Here is a 21020-nt window from a genome sequence, read left to right on the forward strand (position 1 = left end):
GCGTTCTCAATCGCGAAGAGGGAAGAACTGCGCCGCATCAGAGAGCGAGTGCAGTAAGGTGGTGTCCTGAGGCGAACCGACCCACACGGCCAGCGCACTAAAGTTGTCCTGCTGACCGTTGGACGGTTGATCGTTTTTAATGATTTGTTGCATCAACGTGAGCCACTCCTGCGGCGTGTTGACCATATGCAACGATTGCTGCATCTGCTCCAGCGAGACGCCATGCCAGAAACCGTCGGTACAAAGGAGAAAGGCGTCACCGTCTTCAATCTCCACCACATCGCTGTAGCTGGCATCGCGCTGCTCATCGCCCATGCCGAGGGCAAAATAAAGCAGGTTGGTGTTGATGCCTTCAGTCTGGTGCCCGGCATCCTTCATTTGTTGCACCAGGCTGTGATCGGTGGTGACGTGATAGAGATAACCGCGCCGAAACAGATAGAGGCGACTGTCCCCGGCATGCGCCCAGTAAGCCAGCTCGTAATCACGGTCGATAAACAGGCTTACCAGCGTGGTACCCATTCGGCGGTGCTCGCTGCTCGCCTTCTGTTGCTGACGGATAGCCTGATTGGCGTGATTGACATAGTTACGGATCGACTGCGCATTCAGATGGGTTTCGCCGTTAAACGTCTCCATCAAACTGCTGCGGGCGATGGTGGCGGCGACATCTCCGCCAGGGAAACCGGCCACGCCGTCACAGACGACAAAGCAGGCTGAGCGTTCACCGATGATCTCACCGGTCTGATCCTGATTGCTGGCGCGGTCGCCCTGATTCGACGTGGAAGCAATAGTGATATTCATGCGTCATCCGTGTGGGTTTGTGAATCTTTGTACTGATTAACTTCCATGTCATAGGCGTGCAGGAAGGCTTCGCCAAACAGGGTGTGGAAGTCGTCTTCTATCTCACCAGCGGTTTCGCCGTAGCGCTCAACAAAATGCTCCCACAATGCCGCCTTACGACTGCCGGGCAGTGCCAGACGAGACACGGAACCCGCCTCACGCGCTTCCTCTTCCAACTGGTCCGGGTTAAAGGATTGCAGCATTGACGCGATGATGGCGCGGATACCGGCAATCATCCCCAACTGATGCGCCTGAAGGTCGATCAGTGCATCACGCACAGCCTGGCGTGGCGGCATAAATCCGGGCATCCGACTGCCAAACATCTGCATCAGCACGGTTTTGCCCGACGGCAGCAGTTTGAACGGGTTGTTGGCATCGTCGAGGATCACCGTCATATCGGCTTTCACGCCACGCTTGAGAATCGAGCGTGAAGAGAGTAACGCCACCGTGCCTTGTGAGAACATGCTCAGCATCTGGCCGAACTGGCGCATCTGGTCGCGATCGAACTGTGGCGTGGGCTGCAAATCCTGTAAGCCCATCCCTTCCAGCAGCGCATCGAGTAATTCACCTTTCAGTGCATCACCGCTGCTTTGCGCGGCGGCTTCACGCTGACTGCTGGAAGCCACCGGATCAATGCGCAGACGCCCTTTGGGTGTAGGTGATGGCGTACGCTGCACCGCCTGCGGGGTTGGCAGCGTGATGCCACCATACTCCAGCGGTGTCGGGCTGACGTCTGCGGATTCGGGTTCTGATTCAGGCTCTGGTGCCGGTTCTGGCTCCGGCACTGGCAGAGGTTCAGGCTCCAGAATTGCTGCTGGCGGAACCTCCGGTTGTGCCAGTGGCACCGCCCCGCCCATCATCAGGCCGAGTGGATCATCGTGATGGCGTGGATCAGGAGTGTTCTGGCTGCCAAACAGGCTGAGTGGGTCCAGCTCCGCCGTTGGGTTTTCCACTGGCGTTGGCGCGGCGACACGTTTCTGCCCCACCAGCGCACTGGGTGTGGCATCATCAAAAATGCTCTCCTCGGCAAACAACGCATCACCTTCATCAAACAGGCTATGGGTGGTGGGCTGCTGTCCGATATCCAGGGGCGCATCGCTAATCAGCGCCGCCAGCGGATCCTCCGGGTTGCGCTCAACCGCGGCCGGGGCAGTCAGCGGATGGGCCTCGGATGAAGCGGGTACTGGTTTATTCCGTTGCGATAAATCGTCAGAAATGGAGAACTCTTTCGCCAGGCTATCCCAGATTTCACTGGGAATGGCGGCGGTGTTGCTGCTGACAGCGGGGGGTTCATCCGCGATGATTGCCGCTTTGGCCGCCGGTTTTGGCACGCTGCTGGCTGGCTGTGCCGCGTGAATATCGTTGACCAGCAGTTGGTAATCATCAATGCCCAGAATATCGCCATCCTGTAATTCCACCTGGCGACCTCGCTCCAGCGGAATATCATTCAGCAGCACACGCGTGACATTGCCGCGATTGGTCAGGCGACATTCACCATCGGAGGAAATATGGACGATCGCCTGCAACCGGGAAATGGTTCGGTCATCATCGGGTAATACCAGGTTGTTATCCACACCACGGCCAATGGTGCCGCCGGGGGGTAAGAAGTCAAAAAGAGTTTGCGGCGGCTGATGGCCGGGTTTAGTCGTTATTATCGTAAAGCGCATAACGGATTCCTGCGGTTAGCTGTTCGGCATCTATATCGCGCCTCTCTCGGAAAAGAGGCGGAATATAGGAAGCGTTTTTGTAGCGGCGCGATTTATCGCGCTCTTTTCGATTAGTTAATTATCTGCTTAAAACCGCGCGATAAATCGCGCCGCTACGGAATGAGTGCACTTATAAGGTAAAAAGCAATGTGCTAGCCACAAGTAAAATGAAAGAGGTCAGAAGAGATTTATTTATACAAACGACGGCCCCAAATAAAAGGGGCCAGCAACAAGAAACAACTTAGAAATGGTTATTCATAAGGGATAGCTTTAAGTTGCTCTACACGATCCAAATCAATTCTGGCGACGCATTTATCCGTAAGCGTATCGTGAGTAATGGTTCCTTTCTCAGCCATAAAAGACTCAAGATTACATTGACCATCGCGGTACTTCAGCCAACCGCGCTGGGATTCGGTTAACGTTGACGTGTAGCTTTGTAAATCTGCCGGTGAGGCGGAATACTCAGCATCGATTCTTTTCTTTGCATTTCCATATTCCTGATTCAATTGTTTCTCAGCGTCTGCTTTTGATGCTTTGTAACAGGCATTGATTTCTGCATCGCTGGTTGCGTTATTACAGTCATCTTTAGCAAATGCTGAAACCTGATACAAAGATGCGACCATCGCCAGGAGTACAATCTTTTTCATTTAGCTTATCCTTTTTGCTTGAGGTACTGAACGCGCTGGCGTCCTTTCTCATAAGATTGCATAACCGAACTTTTTTGTATATAGGTGATCAACTCGTTCACGTCATTGTGCATACCTGCTTTCATCGGGCTGGCACCCTTCGTAAAACCCTGATACACAAAATCGACCAACACGTCCCTAATCGCCGGTTTGAGTTGATTCCATTCAACCGCATCATTAAAGGAGGATGTCCAGTTACGGTAATTATTTGCTGCACGCTGTATATAACCGGGATAGATCAACTCAAACAGATTTTTTTGCATGGTATGACTGATTTCACCAATGGCATCTCTGTTTTTATCGACAAATATCTTTGCCTGTCCCCCTTTTAAGCCTGAGCCGGAGGCAATCATTCTTGCCTGACTGTCAGGCACACCTGCACTGGTAAGATCCTTATAGCTATCCGTTTCTTTCCTGCTGCCAATATCATATCCCCGACCGATAGTGACACCAGATAATGCAGTCGGTGGCCAGTGGATCATGCGGCTAAAAAATGCGCTACCTTTAATATCGTTACCTTCCGCATCAAAAGTTACCTGACCAAATTTAACTTTTAATACACCAGCGACATTTTCATATTTTTGTGGCTCAACGGGAACAACTGCCGGTGCCGGGTTACGACTTTGTGAATCTTCAGCCGCTAAGGTGCGGAAAGTTTTACCGTTAACATCTACAACCCCATCGGGTTTCGCCATAAATTGTTTTTGCAGATGAAGGATATAATGGACTGTTCTCGGTCCACAAATCCCATCCTCACTCAATCTGGCTGAAAACTTCTTATTCAGCAGGTTTTGAACAATCTTAACATCCTGAGAATTATTGATACCATGAATACCTACTGAATGATAAATTTTCATGAGCACATCCTTATCCTGATAAAATCAAACCGGGAGACACAACGGGTCTCCCGGAGGGCTAATTAAGCCTCTTTATTTTCTTTAATATTCCATCCGGCACTGCTCTCAGCCCCCTTACCGCCCGTAGAGGTCTGCTCCCAGTATTGTTGTTTCACTTTAGATGCCTGGAAGGAGTAGGTAATACCTACTGTATCACCGTTATCCGAGCCAGTATAATTGACCGCGGTGACCAGCACATCTTCTAAGGTGATACGTGCATATTCGACCTGCTGACCACCTGCTTTACAAATTGAAAGCTCTACTTTTGTCAGATGTTTACCATTTGCACAATATTTGAGGATAGCGGTAGTTGATTTATCAATTAACGCATCCACATGCAGGTCATTGAAATTAACCTTACCCGCACCACCGCCACCGCCAACCGCCATATTTCCAGGTTGGGTAGCGCCCCAGTTAAAGGAGGTAATATCGGTCCAACCGGTGTGGTTAGAATCTTTCGATTCACCGGTTACACCATCAACTTTTAAAAACATATCAATAGCCATAATTATCTTCTCTTGCTTGATTTACGTTCTGCTTTGAAAAAGCATCGTTATGGCAAACAGGAAAGCATGGGGCTGAATAAAACCATCCATATTTTACCTCTGCCTCGTTTTCTGAATAGATTGCTACATGTTTATTCAGAGGGGTTCTCATTGCACAAACAGTGAATAAGAAAAAGGTTCAGAGAACCTGCTCTTCAGGTTCTCTGATTAAAGCGCGTGTTACTTATCGTTGGTCTTCAGCGAAGGCAGTTTCGATACCAGACGCAGTGATACCGTCAGACCTTCCAGCTGATAATGTGGACGCAGGAAGAATTTCGCTGCGTAATAACCCGGATTGTCTTCCTGCTCCTCAACATTAACCTCAGCCGCCGCCAGCGGTTTACGTGATTTGGTTTCCTGGGAGGAGTTAGCCGGGTCACCGTCCACGTAGTTCATCACCCAGTCGTTCAGCCAGCGCTCCATCTCATCGCGTTCGCGGAAGGAACCGATTTTGTCACGCACAATGCACTTCAGATAATGAGCAAAACGGCAGCAGGCAAACAGATACGGCAGACGTGCCGCCAGACGCGCATTGGCGGTGGCATCCGCATCGTGGTATTCCGCCGGTTTTTGCAATGACTGTGCGCCGATAAAGGCCGCGAAGTCAGAATTCTTACGATGCACCAGCGGCATAAACCCGTTTTTCGCCAGCTCGGCTTCACGGCGGTCGCTGATAGCGATCTCGGTCGGACATTTCATGTCGACACCGCCATCATCGCTGGGGAAGGTATGGCACGGCAGGTTTTCTACCGCCCCGCCCGATTCCACACCCCGGATCGAGGTACACCAGCCGTACTCTTTGAATGAACGGTTAATGTTGGCCGCCATCGCATAGGCCGCGTTGCTCCAGGCGTAGTTGTTGTGATCGGAGCCGTCGGTTTGCTCTTCGAAATCATAACTGTCCACCGGATTGGTACGGATACCGTACGGCAAACGCGCCAGAAAGCGCGGCATCACCAGACCGAGGTAACGTGAGTCTTCCGATTCACGCAGGCTGCGCCAGGCAGCATATTCGGTGTTCTGGAAAATCTTGGTCAGATCGCGCGGGTTCGCCAGCTCCTGCCACGACTCCATCTGCATCACTTCCGGTGCCGCACCGGTGATAAACGGACAGTGTGCGGCGGCACCAATGCGCGCCATCTCACCCAGCAGTTCCACGTCCTGCGGGCCGTGGTCGAAGTAGTAATCGCCAACCAGGCAACCGAAAGGCTCTCCACCAAACTGACCATATTCCTGTTCGTAGATTTTCTTAAACAGCGGGCTGCGATCCCAGCCCACGCCTTTGTAGCGCTTCAGCGTCCGTCCCAGCTCCTGCTTGGAGATACTCATAAAACGGATTTTCAGCATCTCATCCGTTTCAGTGTTGTTCACCAGATAACTCAGGCCACGCCACGCACTTTCCAGTTTCTGAAACTCCTGGTGGTGAATAATCTGGTTAACCTGCTGAGATAACTTATCGTCGATTTCCGCGATCAGGGACTGGATGGTGCGATAGGAGTCGTTGGAAATCGTGACGGTGTTTTCCAGCGCCTGCTGCGCCAGGGTTTTGACGGCACTTTCAACCGCTTCCCGCGCCTGATCGTTTTTCGGGCGAAACTCTTTGCTCAGTAACGCGCTGAATTCATCCTGGCTGAAGCTGGATGCGCCTTGTGGCTGCTGTTGGCGTTGCTCGCTCATTATTGCTCCTCCTTACCTTCTGCCGCGTCTGCCTGCTTCGGCAAATGCGTCAGCGCCTGTAACAGCGTCGGGTCATGCAGAATCTTGCCAATCAACTCTTCCGCACCGTTTTTGCCGTCCATATAGGTCAACAGGTTGGCAAGTTGGGTACGTGCTTCCAGCAGTTTGTTCAGCGGTTCCACATGACGGGCAATCGCATCCGGGGAGAAATCATCCATGCTTTCAAAGGTCAGCTCGACATTCAGCTTGCCCTCTCCGGTCAGGGTATTATCGACCTGGAACGCCGCACGCGGCTTCATCGCCTTCATACGTTCGTCGAAGTTATCAATATCGATCTCAAGGAATTTACGGTCATCAACGGCAGCCTGCGGTTCCAGCGGCTTGCCAGCCAGGTCTGCCAGTACGCCCATCACGAACGGCAGCTGGATTTTGCGTTCCGCGCCGTAGATCTCCACGTCATACTCGATTTGAACGCGGGGCGCGCGATTGCGGGCGATAAATTTCTGCCCGCTGGATTTCATAGTGGCCATGATTTTCTCCATAAATGATGCGCGGGTTAAGGCGCGCAGGTCTCACTGCGTGATGAAACGTTGGACGCGGCGTTAGTCGTGGCGTCCGAAGATGTTTTGCAACTGATGAACGCCGTCCGGCGCCAGGTCGCGGATGATGTCCATAAAATCGAGTTCGATCAGCCGCTGGACGCGGTCAATCATCAATGGGGCCGGATGGCTGGGTTCATGTTGCGCGAAGTATTGTTTCACTTTTTCCAGCATCAACTGAGCATCTGCGCGATTGGTCAGCTGTGCTGTGCGCCAGTCAGCGACAGAGCGCGGGGCCGGTGCGTCGGTCTGTTGATCGTGGGAGGTGTCCGGTGCCACCTCAGCCACTTCAGCCGATTGCGTCAGGCTGACCAGCACGGCAAAATTTTTTTGCACTTGCGTCATATCAGGTACGGCGCTTTCACCCAGTCGTTCGGCAATGATGTGGTGCAAGCTTTGCAGACGCTGATCAATCTGCTGCACGGTGGCGGCAGCGGGCTGTCCCTGCTGCGCCAGCTCATCACGCAAACGTGCCATGCCGCCTGGATAGTCTGTCGTCTCGCTTTTGCTGCCATCGCACAAGGCGATGGCATCGCGCAGGGTGATGCCATCCGAGGCGTGACGTAGCAGCCATGCCTGGCGAACAGCGGCAGTCAGCGAGGAGGCGTCCTCCAGCAGCGCCAGCGCATTGATGCGATAGAACGGATCCAGCTCGCCATCCTCTTCGAGGCGGGGCCACAGGGGATCCCAATAGCGCAGCAACGCCTGTTCAATTAACGCCAGTCCCTGCGCATAACCCGGCAGCCCGTTAAGATGGGTCCATGCCTGGGTGAGGGCCAGCATCACACGTAAATCTTTGCTGCGACTCAACAGTTCGGTCGCCAGCTTTTCTACCCGGTTCCAGTCAGCCGGTTCCGCCGGGATGATGGTTTCACCAAATTGCTGCTCGGCTTTACCGGCGCTGGCCTGTTCCATCGCCTGAAAATCAGCGTGATATTCCAGGTTTTCACCGCAGGGGTCGTCGTTGCTGATCGGCACCAGCAGTGCGTCGAGATCGATAGTCATGCGGGTTGTACCTCAGGATTCAAACATCGGGGGATAAAGTCCATTTCGTCCAGGTTTCGCACCGCCAGCCGGATCAAACAGCAACGAAAACAACTGGGCAGTGAAGTTGCCGCTATGCACATGGGTGTACAGCGGGAAGCCGTCGCTTTGGTTGGTCCACCAGAAACTGGTGTAAAACTGTGGATCAAAGCTGTCGGCAGGCAGTTGCCAACTCAGGTTCGACACGCTGCCTCCGTCACCAATAATCGTCAGAATGTCAGATGACTCTCCCGCTTCGGGCGGCTGTGGCTGGGGAATGCTAAGTAACGCCTGATCCAACTGTTCCGGGCTGCTGTTATCCCGTACCACCCGCAACAAGGTATTTCCCACCTGTTGATACCAATCACCCGAGCGGGCCAACAACGCAGGCGACCACTCCGTCGGGCTGAAGTGACGCAGAGCGCACAGCGGATAGTGGCGACCCACGCTATCACGCGAAGCGGTGAGACTGCCCATCTGTACCAGTTGACTACCCAGCATGGGCGGCACAACAAAATTCCACACCGGTGCACTGAGAAAGGCGCGCGAAGGGGCGCTCTCCCCGTCAGCACTGGTTTGCCAGTGGTGTAAACCCACCTGAAACCAGTGCGACCATTGCCGTAGCAAGCTATCGGGAAAGCGCCGCTTAACAAAATCACCCGCGCTGGGCAATTTGCCGTACCAGCCGGGGGCTGCGTATTGCGTCATCGTAAGGCTCCGATTCAGGGGCAGCTAAAAGCGGGAAGCTGGAACGGGTTGCGAATGCTGCCGGGGGTAAACGACAGCGTGACCTGATGTCCTTCGACGTTAAAACTGGCTTCACGGGTCAAACCACCCGCTTGCGACACGCGGGCGCGATCAAAAAAGCGATTTAACGCCCAGGGACCGCTGGTGATGAGCGTTGAGGTGGTGCCGTTGGTTAAACCAAGCTGCATCCTGACCTGACTGGTCCCCCCCGGCCCCGGCCAGTTGACCATCTGCACGGCCTGTGGACCGTGGCTGTAGCGCAGAATTTGTCCGTCAACATCCAGCGTCAGGGTGAGGATATCGTTATCCATTTTCACCGTGCGCAGGGTGACGCGGAAAGATGGCGTGGTCGCGCCATTGGTGAAGAATGCATCGCGGATTGACTGAGCCTGCTGGAACGGCCGCAGCAGCGCTTCGCCACCCGGTAAGGTTTTGCCGTCAATCCCCGGCGTAAAGCGCCACGCAGCATGGGTGGTATCGACCTTGTTCGCCAGGTTGTCGCGGAAGAAGCTGTCCATCAGGCCGCTTCCCGGCGCAAACATGCGCGCCAGATCGTCGGGGGTTACTTCGTTGCGGCCAGTGCGCACCAGCGGATAACGTCCGGCGATGGCCTGCTGACAGAAACTCCCTACCTCCATCTGGATGCGTTTGCGCACGTTATCCATATCACGACGCTGGGCATCCGAACTGGCCCCTACCGCCATGCTGGAAACCATGTTTTGCAAGGTACCCGGCAAACGACCGGCGCTGGCCTGCACGCGGCTGATGGCATCACTTGATGGCGGTGGCATGCCGCTGTTGGCGGCATCCTGCACCGCCGTCAGGTAGCGATACAGATCGTCGATCTGGTGCAGAAAATCGTCCACTGCCAGCACTTTACTGCCCTGCTGCAACGGCTGCGCCAGCTCGATGATCGAGGCAAAATGCGCACCCACCACCTGTTCCGGTGCCGCGCCGCCGCTGCTTTGCGCTGCATTGGCTTTGGGTGCGCTGAACAACGCCTGCAAGGTGCGGGTGGCGCTGTTGTCTGAGGCTGGCGGCGTTGACTGTTCCGCTTTGTCATCGGCTGGCGCGCGCGTCAGCGTCAGCACTTTACTCAGGTTAATCACCAACTGGCGCAGCGGCGAATGGTTGCCGGAGAGCAAGCGGGCCGTGTTGATACGCTGTGCGAGGTCGGCGCTGTTGTTGAGCTGGATATCGCTGAGGAACTGCTCCCATTGGCGAATGTAATCCTGCATATAAAGCTGGCGTACCGCCAAATCGGTCTGCTGGCTGTTCTCCTGTTGCGTCGTGCCGCCTAACACCCAGCCATCATCCTGGTACAGCGCCTGCGTCACCGGCGCGATCTGTTTATCGACGTGCTGCCAGTACCCTTCCGGGGTATACAGGCCAGAGACACCCTCGTTGACCGACTTACCGCTTTTGCGCGAAAACACCAATTCGCTTTGTGGACCACCCAGTGCAGCCAGGCTGACGGTGGGTAAGCTGCCATCACGTTGTAGCAGGCGCTTCAGGCGTCCGTAAACGCGCTGTGATAGCGGCATCTGATTAATCAGCGCCTGCTCGCGCTTTACCAGCGCATCATCCTGCGCATAGGGCGAGGACTGAATTTGTGTCTCCAGCAATTGTTGCAGATGCCATGCCAGTTGCTTCACTTCCTGCTGAGTCACGTTTTGCGGCAGCTCACGCGAGATATTCAACATCAACCAGGCTTGCAGGAACTTGCCGTCATAATGCTTCGGTTGATACAGCATCTGATACGCCTTCAGCGCCTCGTAGCTGTAGTCTGCATCGCTGCCGTTGTCATTACGCAGCCAGCGGGTGATGTTTTGCGCCACCTGGGGCAGCAACAGTTGCTTCAACGCTTTGTTGTACAGCGCCTGACTGGCATCGCTCACTTCAGTACCACGGTACAACCACATACGACGCGTCAGTGGCGGGTCCTGCAATGAAAAGTCTTTACTCTCTGGCAAATGCAGCAGCGTATTGAGATAAGGCACCAGCGCAAACAGATCGCCGGTTCCCTGACGTTGTAGCTGTTCACCCAGTTGCTCAACCTGCGGCGTTTTTGCCGCCATCTCCTGCAAATAGGCTTTGTTTTTGCTGTAACTGGTGAGCCATAACGCCCCGGCAATCACCACCACTACCAATAACGCCAGATAGCCAGACCATAAACCGGCGCGATTGCGCAGCTCCCACCAACGATTGCTGGCCGCCAGCCCGGACTCCTGAAAGACAACATCTTCCAGCATGTCCTTGAGGAAGAAGCTTTGTCCCTTAGTGGGCGGAATCGGCGCGTCTTTCCCCACCTGATCCCAGCGGCCTGATTCACCCTGCTGTTGTCCCGGCAGATGGAGCGCACGGGTCAATTCCCCCATCACGCGGTCAAACGGCAAACCTTCCTGCGTGCCGCTGGCGAAGTAGATGCCGCGCGGTGCGAACTGGGTTTCGAAATCGGAGCGGGCGAATAACGTTTCCAGCGCCTCGGCCAGCAACGGACGTAATGCGGCAAACTCCTGCGGGAACAGATAACTTTCCGCGCGCGCCTGGGCGTCGCTCTCTCCCAGCAGGGTATCGGCTAATCCGGCATCCAGACGTTGTTGCAGCAGCGAATATTCCTGCTGAAATTGGCTGCTGAGTTCGAAATCGGCAGTGGAGGCTTGCGCCCAGGGAAAGGTGAAGCCCCAGATTTGCTCGCGCTGTGCTTTATCCAGCCCGGCAAAATAGCTGCGGAAGCCTTTTAACAAATCCGCCTTGGTGACCAGCACATAGACCGGGAAACGGATACCGAGACGATCATGTAACTCCATCAAGCGCTGACGTAACGCCAGAGCCTGATTACGCAGCGCTTCCGGTGTCTGGCTCAACAGATCCGCCACGCTCAGGGTGACGATCACCCCATTGATCGGCTGACGACCACGGTATTTGCGCAGCAGAGCAAGAAAGTGGTGCCACTCGCTGGCGTCGCGCTCCTGCTGGCTCTCCTGAGTGGTGTAGCGCCCGGCAGTGTCCAGCAGCACCGCTTCGTTGGTGAACCACCAGTCGCAGTTACGCGTACCGCCAATGCCACGCAGCGCCGCCTTACCCAACTTGTCAGCCAGCGGGAATTGCAGGCCGGAGTTGACCAGTGCGGTGGTTTTCCCGGCTCCGGGTGCGCCGATGATCATGTACCACGGCAATTGATAGAGATACTGGCGGCTGAATCGTTGCGCCCAGAACGGTGTTCCTTTGCTGTGATGGCGTTGGAAATGGGCTTTCTTTAGCATCTCCGTGGCTTCGCCAAAACGGCTCGCCAGCACCTGTTCCTCGTTGGTCAGCCGTTTGCGATCCTGATCGGGCACGTCCGACTGTGGGGTTTCGAGGCTCGACATCAACTTACGATTGAGCCACATGTTGTAGAAACGAGGTATCGCCTGGCTTAAACCCCACACCAGATACAGCAAGGCAATACTGATCACGCGATTCTGTTCCGGCTCCAGTGGCCGCGAATCGACAATCGAGAACACCGGGCCAATGACCCAGATGATAAATGACAGCGCCGTGATGCCGACAAAACCCCAGGCGAGGCGGCTGGTCAGCACGGCAAAAAGCAGATTCAGCATGGATTAGTTCCCTCTCGCCAGGCCGTTAAGTTCAGCGTGCGTTGCATCCGGTGCCACCAGCAGCGTGATTTCCACGCGGCGGTTGCGTGCACGGTTCTCGGCGTTGGTGTTCGGCACCAGCGGATTGCTTTCGCCGCGCCCTTCCGCTTTAACGCGCGCCGGTTGGGTCAATTGCTGTTGCAGCAAGGTCTGAACCGACTGCGCGCGCGCCAGAGAGAGTTCATAGTTGGAGGCAAAGCGGGCGCTGCGGATCGGCACGTTATCGCTGTAGCCCACCACCAGAATCTTGCCGCTGACGTTGTTCATCGCCGCCGCAATACGCTGGATAACCGCTTCATAACGGCCACGCACCGTGGTCGCGCCGGAGGTAAACAAGCCATCCCCTTTCAACGTCACCACGCTTTGATCGGCTTCATCACGAACGGCCACCAGACCGGCATCAATTTCCGGTTTGAGGAAGGTTTTCAGATTGAGCGCGGCAGGTGGCGGCGGTGCCGGGTTACGGATCTGCATTTCCGGTAATGAGGTCTGATAAATGTTAGCCAGCACCGGCGTGGTGTAATCTCCCAGTCGCCAGTTAAGAATGATATAGAACAGGCAGGCACCGAGCGCGGCCACTGCGGCACAGGCCCACAGCGGAATCATCGGACGCCACAGCTTGCGCAGCACCGGTTGATCGGTCGGATGCACCGACAGCGCCGCCGCATAACTGCCGCGGACGCTTTTGATCATCTGTAACAGCCGTTGTTTGATGGTTTCCAGCTGCGAACGCCCGTTGTCCAGTACCCGGTAACGCCCTTCAAAACCCAGCAGCAGGCAAAAGTAGATCAACTCCAGCAGCAGGATATGCTGACGCGGATTTTGCGACAGTTTTGCCAGCAACTGGAAAAACTTCTCCCCGCCCCAGGTTTCATTGTGAAAGGTGACCAGCAAACCGTTGCTGGTCCAGACGCCACGGCTACCCCACGGCGTCAACGCGGCGGCTTCATCCAGCGCGGTGCACAGGCAATAACGCGCACCAATGATCACTTCATAACTCAGGCCCGACTGCTGACAGCTCAGTTCAAAGCGACGGATCTGGTCAATTAACTGCTGGCGCAGACGCGCGGGATCGTCATGGGAAACGGAGTGCCGGATCTGCGGGATGGCGTTAATCAGCGGATTCGCCGCTGCCACCAACACATTCTGGTGGCTAACATCGGGCTGCGCGGCATCACTATTCGGTTTCTGTTGTGGCTGCATCATGCGTGCTCAGTTTTGATTATTCTGACTGACTGCGAATGGCCCAGAACTCCATATTCAGGCCTGGAAATTCACCGGCGAGATGAAGTGCAAAGGCTCCCGAGCGCTCCATCTCCTTCCACAGCTCGCTGTTTTTATCCAGTTCAAAGTAGCTGTAGCCCGCATGCCACGGGATTTGTGGCGGCGCACCCGGCATGGCGATCAGTGACAGGCCAGGTAACTGCAACTGCACCAAATCGCGAATTTTGGTGACGGGCGCGACTTTCATCTGCGCCGGGAAATGGGTTTTTAGCGCATCGGCGGGCACGCTGGCTTTCACCGCCAGCACAAAGCCAAATTCGCGCACCATGCTGCTCTCCGGTACCGTGGCCACATTCAGCCCGTGCGATCGTTGCGTCAGCGGCAACTGAATCGCGCTCTCCTCCATCACCTGCGACAACCCCTGGCGAAGCTGCAACGTCAACCGCATGAAGCAACCATGTAAATCGTCATGGTCATAACGCGGGAATGCGTCAGGCGTGCGGGCGGGCGACCAGGTGCATAGCTCTGACGCCAGTTGTAGCCAGTGGCTATACAGGGATTCGGGATGCAGCAACGGTAAGGTTTGCAGATGCGCGTGCAGACCAAGCTGCCGGTTTAACAGCGCCAGCAGCATGAAATCGACCATATCAGCGCTGTTGAATCGCCCGGTACCAGGCGTGCGCTGGCTCAATTGTTGGCTGCGTTGCTGAATCAGGCCATGCAGGTCGTTCAGCATGCTTTGCAGCCCGTGATTTCCGGTCAGGGTGAGCATTGGCGGAATGTAATCGCTGTCGAGACGAACATGATTATCGCTACGCTTTTCCACCACCCGCGCCACACCCATTGCGGTCCATTCGGCAGTGAGGTCTTGCTCCAGCATCAGACGCAGGCGCAATTTACCGAATTGCACCGTGGCCGCGCCAACGGCCAACGCATTGTCATCCTCGACCTCCGTTTCCCAGGCGAGATAACGCGCCAGCGAGTCCGACGCATCCTGAAAGGTCACGGCCTCGCGTCCGTTACGTCGCGTCGGGATCGCCAGCACCACTTTCGCCCGATCAACATTGTCCGGCAGATCCAAAGGAGCCGGCCCCTGCTGTGGCTGACTAAAGGCGAAGAAGGTGCCATCCGGCAGACAACCACTGGCCGCACTTAATGCCAGCTTGCCCTGGCGCAGCAGCGCGTCATCAAATTCAACGTCAAAAAATCCCCAGGTGTAGACACGCTGGGACTGGCCCCATTCCCGTAAGGTACTGTGCAGAAAATTTTCCGACTGCTGGAAGTGATGCGGGCGTAGAAACATACCTTCCGTCCACACCACCTTTTCGGCTCTGTTCATAATCATCCTTTACTGCTTAACCAGGCGCAGGCCGTTGATATCCGCCACGATGCTGGCATTCAGCTCACCATCGTTACTTTTCCAGAACTGCCAGAACGCACTGTCATCCCCGTCCGGGAAGGGCAGCGCCAGGCGCCAGACTTTGCCGTCCAACGTCTGATATTCCGCCATGATGCCGATGAAGCGGGCTTCGGCCAGACTCTTACCACTGAGCGTGTTACTGAGTTGCCCTGCTCTCAGGAAGAATTCCTGGTTATTGAGCAGTGAAGCGCCGAGCACTGCCCCCGGCTGGTTTTGTAGTGAATAGAAATCGGCAGACATAAATGCGGCGTCAGAGGTGAGTAGCATCACCCGAACTTTGAGCGGCGCACCCGCATTGATTTGCGGATGCGCCTGGAAATGCAGGTTGTAGCGCGCTACTGAGGTTTGGCTACTACTGCATGCCGCCAGTAACAGGACGAACAGCGGCAAACACCACTTTCTCAGGCGACTTATCAACATCACCTGTCCCTCCATGTTTAGCGAGATTAGTTGATGATCCAGGTACCGCTGTTACCGTTCTGACAGGCTTTGCTGTCGCCATCGACCGACACGCAGGTCTTTTTCTTTGCGGTACGCGCCCGACGTTTCGGCTGATCGGCTTTCAGGGTTTGATCGTAGAGATCGCTTTTCACCAGAGCGCGGAACGGGACATAACCAGTGAGCTGGGCCGCAGCTGGCGTGGCTGCTGCTGGCGCAGCCGCGGTTTTCTGCCCTTCTGTCGGTGCGGCTTCGGCCTGTTGCTGCGGCTGCTCGCCAATCGCCAGCCAATTGTTCTCAACCATGCCAAGGACCGTGTAGGTTTCACCGGTTTTCAGCGTGGTCACCACTTTGCCGCCGTAGTCAGGGCGCGTCATCACCGAGGTCGGGTAGAGCGCGCGATAGGCGTCATTGACAGGACTGAACTGCGCAGGCGGATTGACCGCATGACGGTGGACCAGGGTGACACCGTCAACGGTGCTGGTCACCAGGGTGTCGTCAGTGATGGGTGGTGGCGCTTTACAACCTGCAACAACAAAGACAAACAGCAGGCTTAACGCAATGCGGAGATTCACCATTTTCTTCATGTTTAGTTCCATTAATCTCTAAAAAATGGCCATTGGCCGGTTGTTAGCAAAATAAATCACTGAATGCCGGGCGAACCGATGCAATCAGGACCATTTAGAAAATTGACCACACTATTTATCGGAATCTGTTGACCAAATATCTGCTTAAAATTGATCAGTTCCAATTAAGTATTTCAGATGCAATAAAAGGGAGCGTAAGACCAGGAGGGGGTTGATATGCAGTTATAAAACATTCACTGAAGTGATCAATATCTGCAACTCAATAGGGGGTAAAGCAGCGTACACAAGATTTACTTATGACATTCCTGGTCTGAAATCCACCCTGCCTTATAAGACCGCTCAATCAGGGTGCAAAAGTCGTGACGAATATTAATCGCGAGCAACACGGATCACAATCGATCTAAATCAATTAGTTATGATCATTCTGTAGCATCATAGCTACCGCACGAGCCTGGTAAAACCCGCCCGTGAGCATAAATCATCATCCATGTGTTAACATCGGGCAAAGGTTTACATAAGCCTGACAAAATATCAACGTGCGGTATTCCTGGAAACATCCATAAACATTACTTAACAAATAATTCTAATGGAAATTTACCTCGTTTTAGGCAGACAAAATCAGAATCGTCTTAAAAAACGAAGCAATTAATAAGAATTTTGCTACTAATAATGAAAATTCACACATCTAAAATTCATAAAATTTCACAAAAAAAGTGGTCCTGATTGAGTACGCATTTACTCAATTTGAGTTATGTCAGGCAAGACGGGTTTTTATACTTACAAAACCAAAAAGGGACATAGTTATGTCTGTAAATGGCAGAATTTTGACCTGTCTCTTAGATAGAAACATGCGGCTTGAATGTGAAGGGAATGGAATGAATACCGGGTTTACACCAGAATGAACGGAACAGGCATAAAAAAATGGCGCGATTTATCGCGCCATTACGAGGAAATCGTCATTAATGACGCTTATCCACTTTTGCCACCAGACGATCGCCCAGCCACTGAATACCGCATACCAGAATGATCAGCACCGCAATCACCGCCAGCATCACGTTGGTTTCAAAACGCTGATAGCCGTAGCGAATCGCGAGATCCCCCAGGCCACCGGCACCAATCGCCCCGGCCATCGCGGAGGCACCCACTAACGCCACCAGCGTAACGACGAATCCCGCCAGAATACCCGGTAACGCTTCCGGTACTAACACTTCCCAGACAATACGCAATTTACTGGCTCCCATAGCACGCACAGCATCGATCAGGCCACGATCCACCTCGCGCAGGGACACTTCCGCTACACGGGCAAAATAAGGCGTCGCGGTGATCGACAGCGGAACAATCGCCGCCCAGGTTCCCAGCGACGTGCCAACCAGAAAACGGGTAAACGGGATTAGCGCCACCAGCAGAATAATGAAGGGTAAGGATCGAAACCCATTGATGATGATCCCCAGCACCTGATTAATCAGCCGGTGTTCGGCAATGCCACCGGGACTGGTCACCACTAAAATCAAACCCAATGGCAGCCCGGCAACCAGTGAAAACAGGCCAGAAACCAGCGTCATCAGCAAGGTTTCGCCAATGGCGTTAAGCATTAAATCAATCATTACCGGTGACATAGCCGATTCTCTCCACTTGTGCCTGCTGCTGTTGCAGCCAACTGATGACGGGTTGCTGTTGCGCCTGCGGCAACGCAATAAAGAAACGGACTACCGCGTAGTGCTGAATGTGGTCTACCCCACCCTGCAATAAACGGAATGCCCCCGGCCAGTGCGTTGCAAGGCGCGTCAGTAAATCGCCCTGATCATCTTCACCGGCAAAATCAACGCGATAAATGACTTCACCGACAGGTTGTTGCTGAAGACGCGCCGCCAGATTTTCCGGCAACTGGGGCAGCAAACCGCGCAGCAGCGTTTGTGTCAGTGGGGTTTGCGGATGGGCGAATACCTGCCATACCGGCCCGCTTTCAATAATTTCCCCGGCGTCGATCACCGCGACCCGATGCGCGACGGATTTGATCACCTCCATCTCATGGGTGATCAACAGAATGGTGATGCCAAGTTGCTGATTAAGAGATTTCAGCAACCCCAGAATGGAGCGGGTGGTTTCAGGATCTAACGCTGAGGTCGCCTCATCGCATAGCAGCAACGCGGGCTTCCCCGCCAGCGCCCGGGCAATCCCCACACGCTGCTTCTGACCACCCGACAGTGCCGCCGGATAGTGATCCGCTTTATCGGACAGCCCCACCAGCTGTAATAACTCCGCAACACGCTGCTGACGCAGCGCTTTCGCCACTCCGGCAATTTTCAGTGGCAACGCCACGTTCTGCGCCACGGTTTTTGCCGAGAGCAAATTAAAGTGCTGAAACACCATGCCAACCCGGCTACGCACCGCTTGCAGATCCTGTTCCGACAATCCACTGATCGCACGTCCCTCGATTTCAATCACGCCTTCGTCCGGCTGTTCCAGGCCGTTAAGACAGCGAATCAGCGTCGATTTCCCGGCACCGCTGCGGCCGATGATGCCGAGGATTTCGCCTTGATTGACGGTCAGAGAGAGTTTGCGCAGCGCATGAGTTGCACCAAACGTACGAGAAAGATCGCGTACGTTAACCACCACCGGTGAACGGTGCACAATATCTGTCGTATCCGTGGCCGCACGGCGCGATAATGAAATGTCATCGGGAAAGAGTAGTGTCATGGTTCACCTGCATCGGGCGCGCATGGCCCGGCTCGCGGGCCGGGAATCAGCGCAGTATACGCAGCGACTTATTATCACTTAATCTCGATTTCAGAATTGTTATTCACAAAAAGCATATAAAGCGCACAGCCTTACGTTTTCACCCAGCATGCTGTGCTAACATCACCTTTTCGCACCTTGTTATTGAGCACTATGTCAGAAACGACCAAACGTAAAAATGACCCTGAAGGGCTGAAGAAACGCATCCTTGCTGGCGCACTGAAAACCTTTGCCGAATTCGGTATGCAAGGGGCACGGCTGGAGCAGATTGCTGAACACGCTCAGACCACCAAACGTATGGTGGTCTATCACTTCGTAAATAAAGAGAAGTTGTATATCGAGGTGCTGGAGCAGGTTTATCAGGCGATTCGTCAGCACGAAACTGGGCTGAATCTCGCGGCGATGGCCCCGGAAGAGGCGATGACCAAACTGGTGGAAGCCAGTTTCGATTACCACGTTTCGCACCCGGATTTTATGCGGCTGGTCTGCACTGAAAACCTGCTGCGCGGTCGCTACATCACCCAATCAGAACGTATTAAAGCGCTGAATAAAAGTGCCCTCGACCTGCTCGATGACATTTTGTCGCGCGGGCAACAGCAGGGCATTTTTATCACCGGCGTGAATACCATTGATGTGCATCGCCTGATAAGCAGCATCTGCGTCCATCATGTCTCCAACCGTTATACCTTTAACGCGCTGTTTAGCCCGGATAACAGTGAAGAGGAGAGTATCCACCGCAATCGCCAACTGGCGGTTACCGCCACGCTCCGCTATATCCGCAAGGCCCCTTAGTCTGCGGCTGCGCTGTGATGGTCTACGCTTTAGTCAATGGGACCATCACAGACCTCAGACTAAGGAACGCCGTAGTGAAAGATTCCCACCTTTATCCTTTACGCCATACCGCCAACATCGATAACGAAAACCGTCTGTGGAACTGGGCGCAAAATAGCGTCGTCGGTCTGCGTGCCCAGCTACAGCGGCCAACCTGCGAAGCGGAATTACAACAACTGCTGCGTCAGACCACAGGCAAAGTACGCGTGCTCGGCAGCCGTCTGTCGCCAGGCCGGATGCTGGGCGTCGGGGCACAGGATCTGCTGCTGGATCTCAGCGCAATGCAGGGGGTGATCGCTGTCGATGATGAGAGCGTCACCTTTGCCGCTGGCACCCAACTGGAGCAGATCTATGCCACCCTGACCGGGATGGATCGCATGCTGGCCTCCTCGCCGGGCGTGATTGCGGTCCAGACTCTGGCGGGTGCGATGTCAACCGGCACCCACGGTCAGGGGCTGGATCAAAGTTCACTGGCTGACGAAGCGACTCGCATTCGCATGGTGTTGGCGGATGGCAGCCTGCGAGAATTCACCCGTGATGATGCCGATTTTTCTGCTGTACAGGTGGGGCTGGGCGCATTAGGCATTATCACAGCCGTCACGTTACGCACCCGCCCTTTTCGCCTGTTTACCTGCCACAAATATGCCGTTACGGCTGACAACCTCGGTCAGGATTTGCTGACCTGGAATCAGCAATACGAACTGAGCAAAGCCTGGTGGTTTGTTGACGACAATTTGCTGCATGTGTGGAATGCCGAAGAAGCCAATCCCCAGGATCAACAACGTTACTACGCCAACCAGCGTGAAGTGATTGAACATGGCGATGGGACCGACAGCAGCCTGAATGAAACTATCGACCAGACGCTGGCCCAGATGCATCGCGATACGCAGATTCACGGCAAAGGGGGTAAACAGTTCCGCACCGTGACGCGTTTTCGCGACTTCACCGACATCAGCGGCGATATCTATCAGTTATTTTGCCGTGGCATTGCGGTGCCGCAGATCAATGTGGAGATTGGTATCCCGCTGGCACGAACGCCCGCTGTCATCGAGAAAATTAGAGCATGGTACGCGGCAAAACATCCACATATGCATTACCCGATCATTCTGCGCTGTACCGGGCCATCATCGGCATGGCTCAGCCCGGCGTATCAACAGCCCACCTGCTTTTTTGGTTTTGTGGTGTACTACGCCGACGACGGTTCGCTATCGCAGGAAGGCCTGCATTTTCTTACTGAAGTGGAAAAGCTGCTCGCGGCTGAGGGTGGCCGCCCCCATTGGGGAAAATATTACGATCCGCAGCGTTACACCTGGCGGGATATCTATCCACAGTGGGATGCCTTTCGCGCGGTGCGCCAGCAGCTCGATCCACAGCGACGTTTCAGCAACGACTACGTTACCGCCCTTTTCGATTAAGCCTGACGAGAG

General features: G+C 54.5%; 18 protein-coding genes. 2 read left to right on the forward strand and 16 right to left on the reverse strand.

Annotated elements, in window-relative coordinates; translation table 11 throughout:
- Positions 1-6: 6 nt before the first annotated feature.
- The 16 genes from AC6I8R_RS13205 to AC6I8R_RS13280 all read right to left on the reverse strand — a co-directional run bounded on the left by AC6I8R_RS13205 (position 7) and on the right by AC6I8R_RS13280 (position 18723).
- Positions 7-798: a PP2C family protein-serine/threonine phosphatase gene (locus AC6I8R_RS13205; RefSeq protein WP_021182754.1), complete on the reverse strand. Its 792-nt coding sequence runs from the start codon at positions 796-798 to the stop codon at positions 7-9.
- Positions 795-2504 (reverse strand): type VI secretion system-associated FHA domain protein TagH, encoded by a 1710-nt coding sequence (gene tagH, locus AC6I8R_RS13210; RefSeq protein WP_497832442.1) that lies wholly within the window; start codon positions 2502-2504, stop codon positions 795-797. The genes AC6I8R_RS13205 and tagH overlap by 4 nt, the downstream gene beginning before the upstream one ends.
- A 290-nt stretch (positions 2505-2794) precedes the next feature.
- Positions 2795-3190, reverse strand: coding sequence for a lysozyme inhibitor LprI family protein (locus tag AC6I8R_RS13215; RefSeq protein ID WP_208724041.1), 396 nt, complete (start codon positions 3188-3190; stop codon positions 2795-2797).
- Positions 3191-3195: 5 nt separating this feature from the next.
- Positions 3196-4086, reverse strand: coding sequence for a pesticin C-terminus-like muramidase (locus tag AC6I8R_RS13220; protein WP_415173490.1), 891 nt, complete (start codon positions 4084-4086; stop codon positions 3196-3198).
- Positions 4087-4148: 62 nt separating this feature from the next.
- On the reverse strand, positions 4149-4631 hold the full coding sequence (locus AC6I8R_RS13225) for an Hcp family type VI secretion system effector (protein WP_208724039.1): 483 nt from the start codon (positions 4629-4631) through the stop codon (positions 4149-4151).
- A gap of 219 nt (positions 4632-4850) precedes the next feature.
- Positions 4851-6347: a type VI secretion system contractile sheath large subunit gene (gene tssC / locus AC6I8R_RS13230; RefSeq protein WP_021182749.1), complete on the reverse strand. Its 1497-nt coding sequence runs from the start codon at positions 6345-6347 to the stop codon at positions 4851-4853.
- Positions 6347-6877: a type VI secretion system contractile sheath small subunit gene (tssB, locus tag AC6I8R_RS13235; RefSeq protein WP_021182748.1), complete on the reverse strand. Its 531-nt coding sequence runs from the start codon at positions 6875-6877 to the stop codon at positions 6347-6349. The genes tssC and tssB overlap by 1 nt, the downstream gene beginning before the upstream one ends.
- Before the next feature lie 72 nt (positions 6878-6949).
- A complete protein-coding gene (gene tssA, locus AC6I8R_RS13240) occupies positions 6950-7951 on the reverse strand; it encodes a type VI secretion system protein TssA (protein ID WP_497832443.1) in 1002 nt (333 codons plus the stop codon).
- 12 nt (positions 7952-7963) lie between these two features.
- The gene (tagF, locus tag AC6I8R_RS13245; protein WP_497832444.1) at positions 7964-8677 is read right to left on the reverse strand and encodes a type VI secretion system-associated protein TagF; all 714 of its coding nucleotides are present in this window, start codon (positions 8675-8677) and stop codon (positions 7964-7966) included.
- Between the two features lie 14 nt (positions 8678-8691).
- A complete protein-coding gene (gene tssM / locus AC6I8R_RS13250) occupies positions 8692-12318 on the reverse strand; it encodes a type VI secretion system membrane subunit TssM (protein WP_497832445.1) in 3627 nt (1208 codons plus the stop codon).
- 3 nt (positions 12319-12321) lie between these two features.
- On the reverse strand, positions 12322-13563 hold the full coding sequence (locus tag AC6I8R_RS13255; RefSeq protein ID WP_021182744.1) for a DotU family type VI secretion system protein: 1242 nt from the start codon (positions 13561-13563) through the stop codon (positions 12322-12324).
- Between the two features lie 16 nt (positions 13564-13579).
- Positions 13580-14920, reverse strand: a complete 1341-nt coding sequence (tssK, locus tag AC6I8R_RS13260) for a type VI secretion system baseplate subunit TssK (protein WP_208724035.1) — start codon at positions 14918-14920, stop codon at positions 13580-13582.
- A gap of 9 nt (positions 14921-14929) precedes the next feature.
- A complete protein-coding gene (tssJ, locus tag AC6I8R_RS13265) occupies positions 14930-15421 on the reverse strand; it encodes a type VI secretion system lipoprotein TssJ (protein ID WP_021182742.1) in 492 nt (163 codons plus the stop codon).
- A gap of 26 nt (positions 15422-15447) precedes the next feature.
- On the reverse strand, positions 15448-16038 hold the full coding sequence (locus tag AC6I8R_RS13270) for an SH3 domain-containing protein (RefSeq protein WP_415173485.1): 591 nt from the start codon (positions 16036-16038) through the stop codon (positions 15448-15450).
- Between the two features lie 947 nt (positions 16039-16985).
- A complete protein-coding gene (locus tag AC6I8R_RS13275) occupies positions 16986-17642 on the reverse strand; it encodes a methionine ABC transporter permease (RefSeq protein ID WP_036624884.1) in 657 nt (218 codons plus the stop codon).
- Complete coding sequence (locus tag AC6I8R_RS13280; RefSeq protein WP_415173484.1) at positions 17623-18723, reverse strand: methionine ABC transporter ATP-binding protein; 1101 nt, start codon at positions 18721-18723, stop codon at positions 17623-17625. Before AC6I8R_RS13280 ends, AC6I8R_RS13275 begins: the two co-directional genes overlap by 20 nt.
- A gap of 192 nt (positions 18724-18915) precedes the next feature.
- Between AC6I8R_RS13280 and AC6I8R_RS13285 the strand changes: the two genes are divergently transcribed.
- Both AC6I8R_RS13285 and AC6I8R_RS13290 read left to right on the forward strand, forming a co-directional pair.
- Entirely contained in the window at positions 18916-19554 is a 639-nt protein-coding gene (locus AC6I8R_RS13285) for a TetR/AcrR family transcriptional regulator (protein WP_021182738.1), read from the forward strand.
- A 17-nt stretch (positions 19555-19571) separates the two neighbouring features.
- Positions 19572-21008, forward strand: a complete 1437-nt coding sequence (locus tag AC6I8R_RS13290) for a D-arabinono-1,4-lactone oxidase (RefSeq protein WP_497832446.1) — start codon at positions 19572-19574, stop codon at positions 21006-21008.
- The last annotated feature ends 12 nt before the right edge of the window (positions 21009-21020 follow it).

It is taken from the genome of Pantoea sp. X-Soil-OKNW-713 (assembly GCF_059730685.1).

Bases quoted from the DNA above. Each gene is read 5' to 3' on its own strand.
- AC6I8R_RS13205 (WP_021182754.1), bottom strand. From the start codon at position 798: ATGAATATCACTATTGCTTCCACGTCGAATCAGGGCGACCGCGCCAGC.
- tagH (WP_497832442.1), bottom strand. From the start codon at position 2,504: ATGCGCTTTACGATAATAACGACTAAACCCGGCCATCAGCCGCCGCAA.
- AC6I8R_RS13215 (WP_208724041.1), bottom strand. From the start codon at position 3,190: ATGAAAAAGATTGTACTCCTGGCGATGGTCGCATCTTTGTATCAGGTT.
- AC6I8R_RS13220 (WP_415173490.1), bottom strand. From the start codon at position 4,086: ATGAAAATTTATCATTCAGTAGGTATTCATGGTATCAATAATTCTCAG.
- AC6I8R_RS13225 (WP_208724039.1), bottom strand. From the start codon at position 4,631: ATGGCTATTGATATGTTTTTAAAAGTTGATGGTGTAACCGGTGAATCG.
- tssC (WP_021182749.1), bottom strand. From the start codon at position 6,347: ATGAGCGAGCAACGCCAACAGCAGCCACAAGGCGCATCCAGCTTCAGC.
- tssB (WP_021182748.1), bottom strand. From the start codon at position 6,877: ATGGCCACTATGAAATCCAGCGGGCAGAAATTTATCGCCCGCAATCGC.
- tssA (WP_497832443.1), bottom strand. From the start codon at position 7,951: ATGACTATCGATCTCGACGCACTGCTGGTGCCGATCAGCAACGACGAC.
- tagF (WP_497832444.1), bottom strand. From the start codon at position 8,677: ATGACGCAATACGCAGCCCCCGGCTGGTACGGCAAATTGCCCAGCGCG.
- tssM (WP_497832445.1), bottom strand. From the start codon at position 12,318: ATGCTGAATCTGCTTTTTGCCGTGCTGACCAGCCGCCTCGCCTGGGGT.
- AC6I8R_RS13255 (WP_021182744.1), bottom strand. From the start codon at position 13,563: ATGATGCAGCCACAACAGAAACCGAATAGTGATGCCGCGCAGCCCGAT.
- tssK (WP_208724035.1), bottom strand. From the start codon at position 14,920: ATGAACAGAGCCGAAAAGGTGGTGTGGACGGAAGGTATGTTTCTACGC.
- tssJ (WP_021182742.1), bottom strand. From the start codon at position 15,421: ATGTTGATAAGTCGCCTGAGAAAGTGGTGTTTGCCGCTGTTCGTCCTG.
- AC6I8R_RS13270 (WP_415173485.1), bottom strand. From the start codon at position 16,038: ATGGAACTAAACATGAAGAAAATGGTGAATCTCCGCATTGCGTTAAGC.
- AC6I8R_RS13275 (WP_036624884.1), bottom strand. From the start codon at position 17,642: ATGTCACCGGTAATGATTGATTTAATGCTTAACGCCATTGGCGAAACC.
- AC6I8R_RS13280 (WP_415173484.1), bottom strand. From the start codon at position 18,723: ATGACACTACTCTTTCCCGATGACATTTCATTATCGCGCCGTGCGGCC.
- AC6I8R_RS13285 (WP_021182738.1), top strand. From the start codon at position 18,916: ATGTCAGAAACGACCAAACGTAAAAATGACCCTGAAGGGCTGAAGAAA.
- AC6I8R_RS13290 (WP_497832446.1), top strand. From the start codon at position 19,572: ATGGTCTACGCTTTAGTCAATGGGACCATCACAGACCTCAGACTAAGG.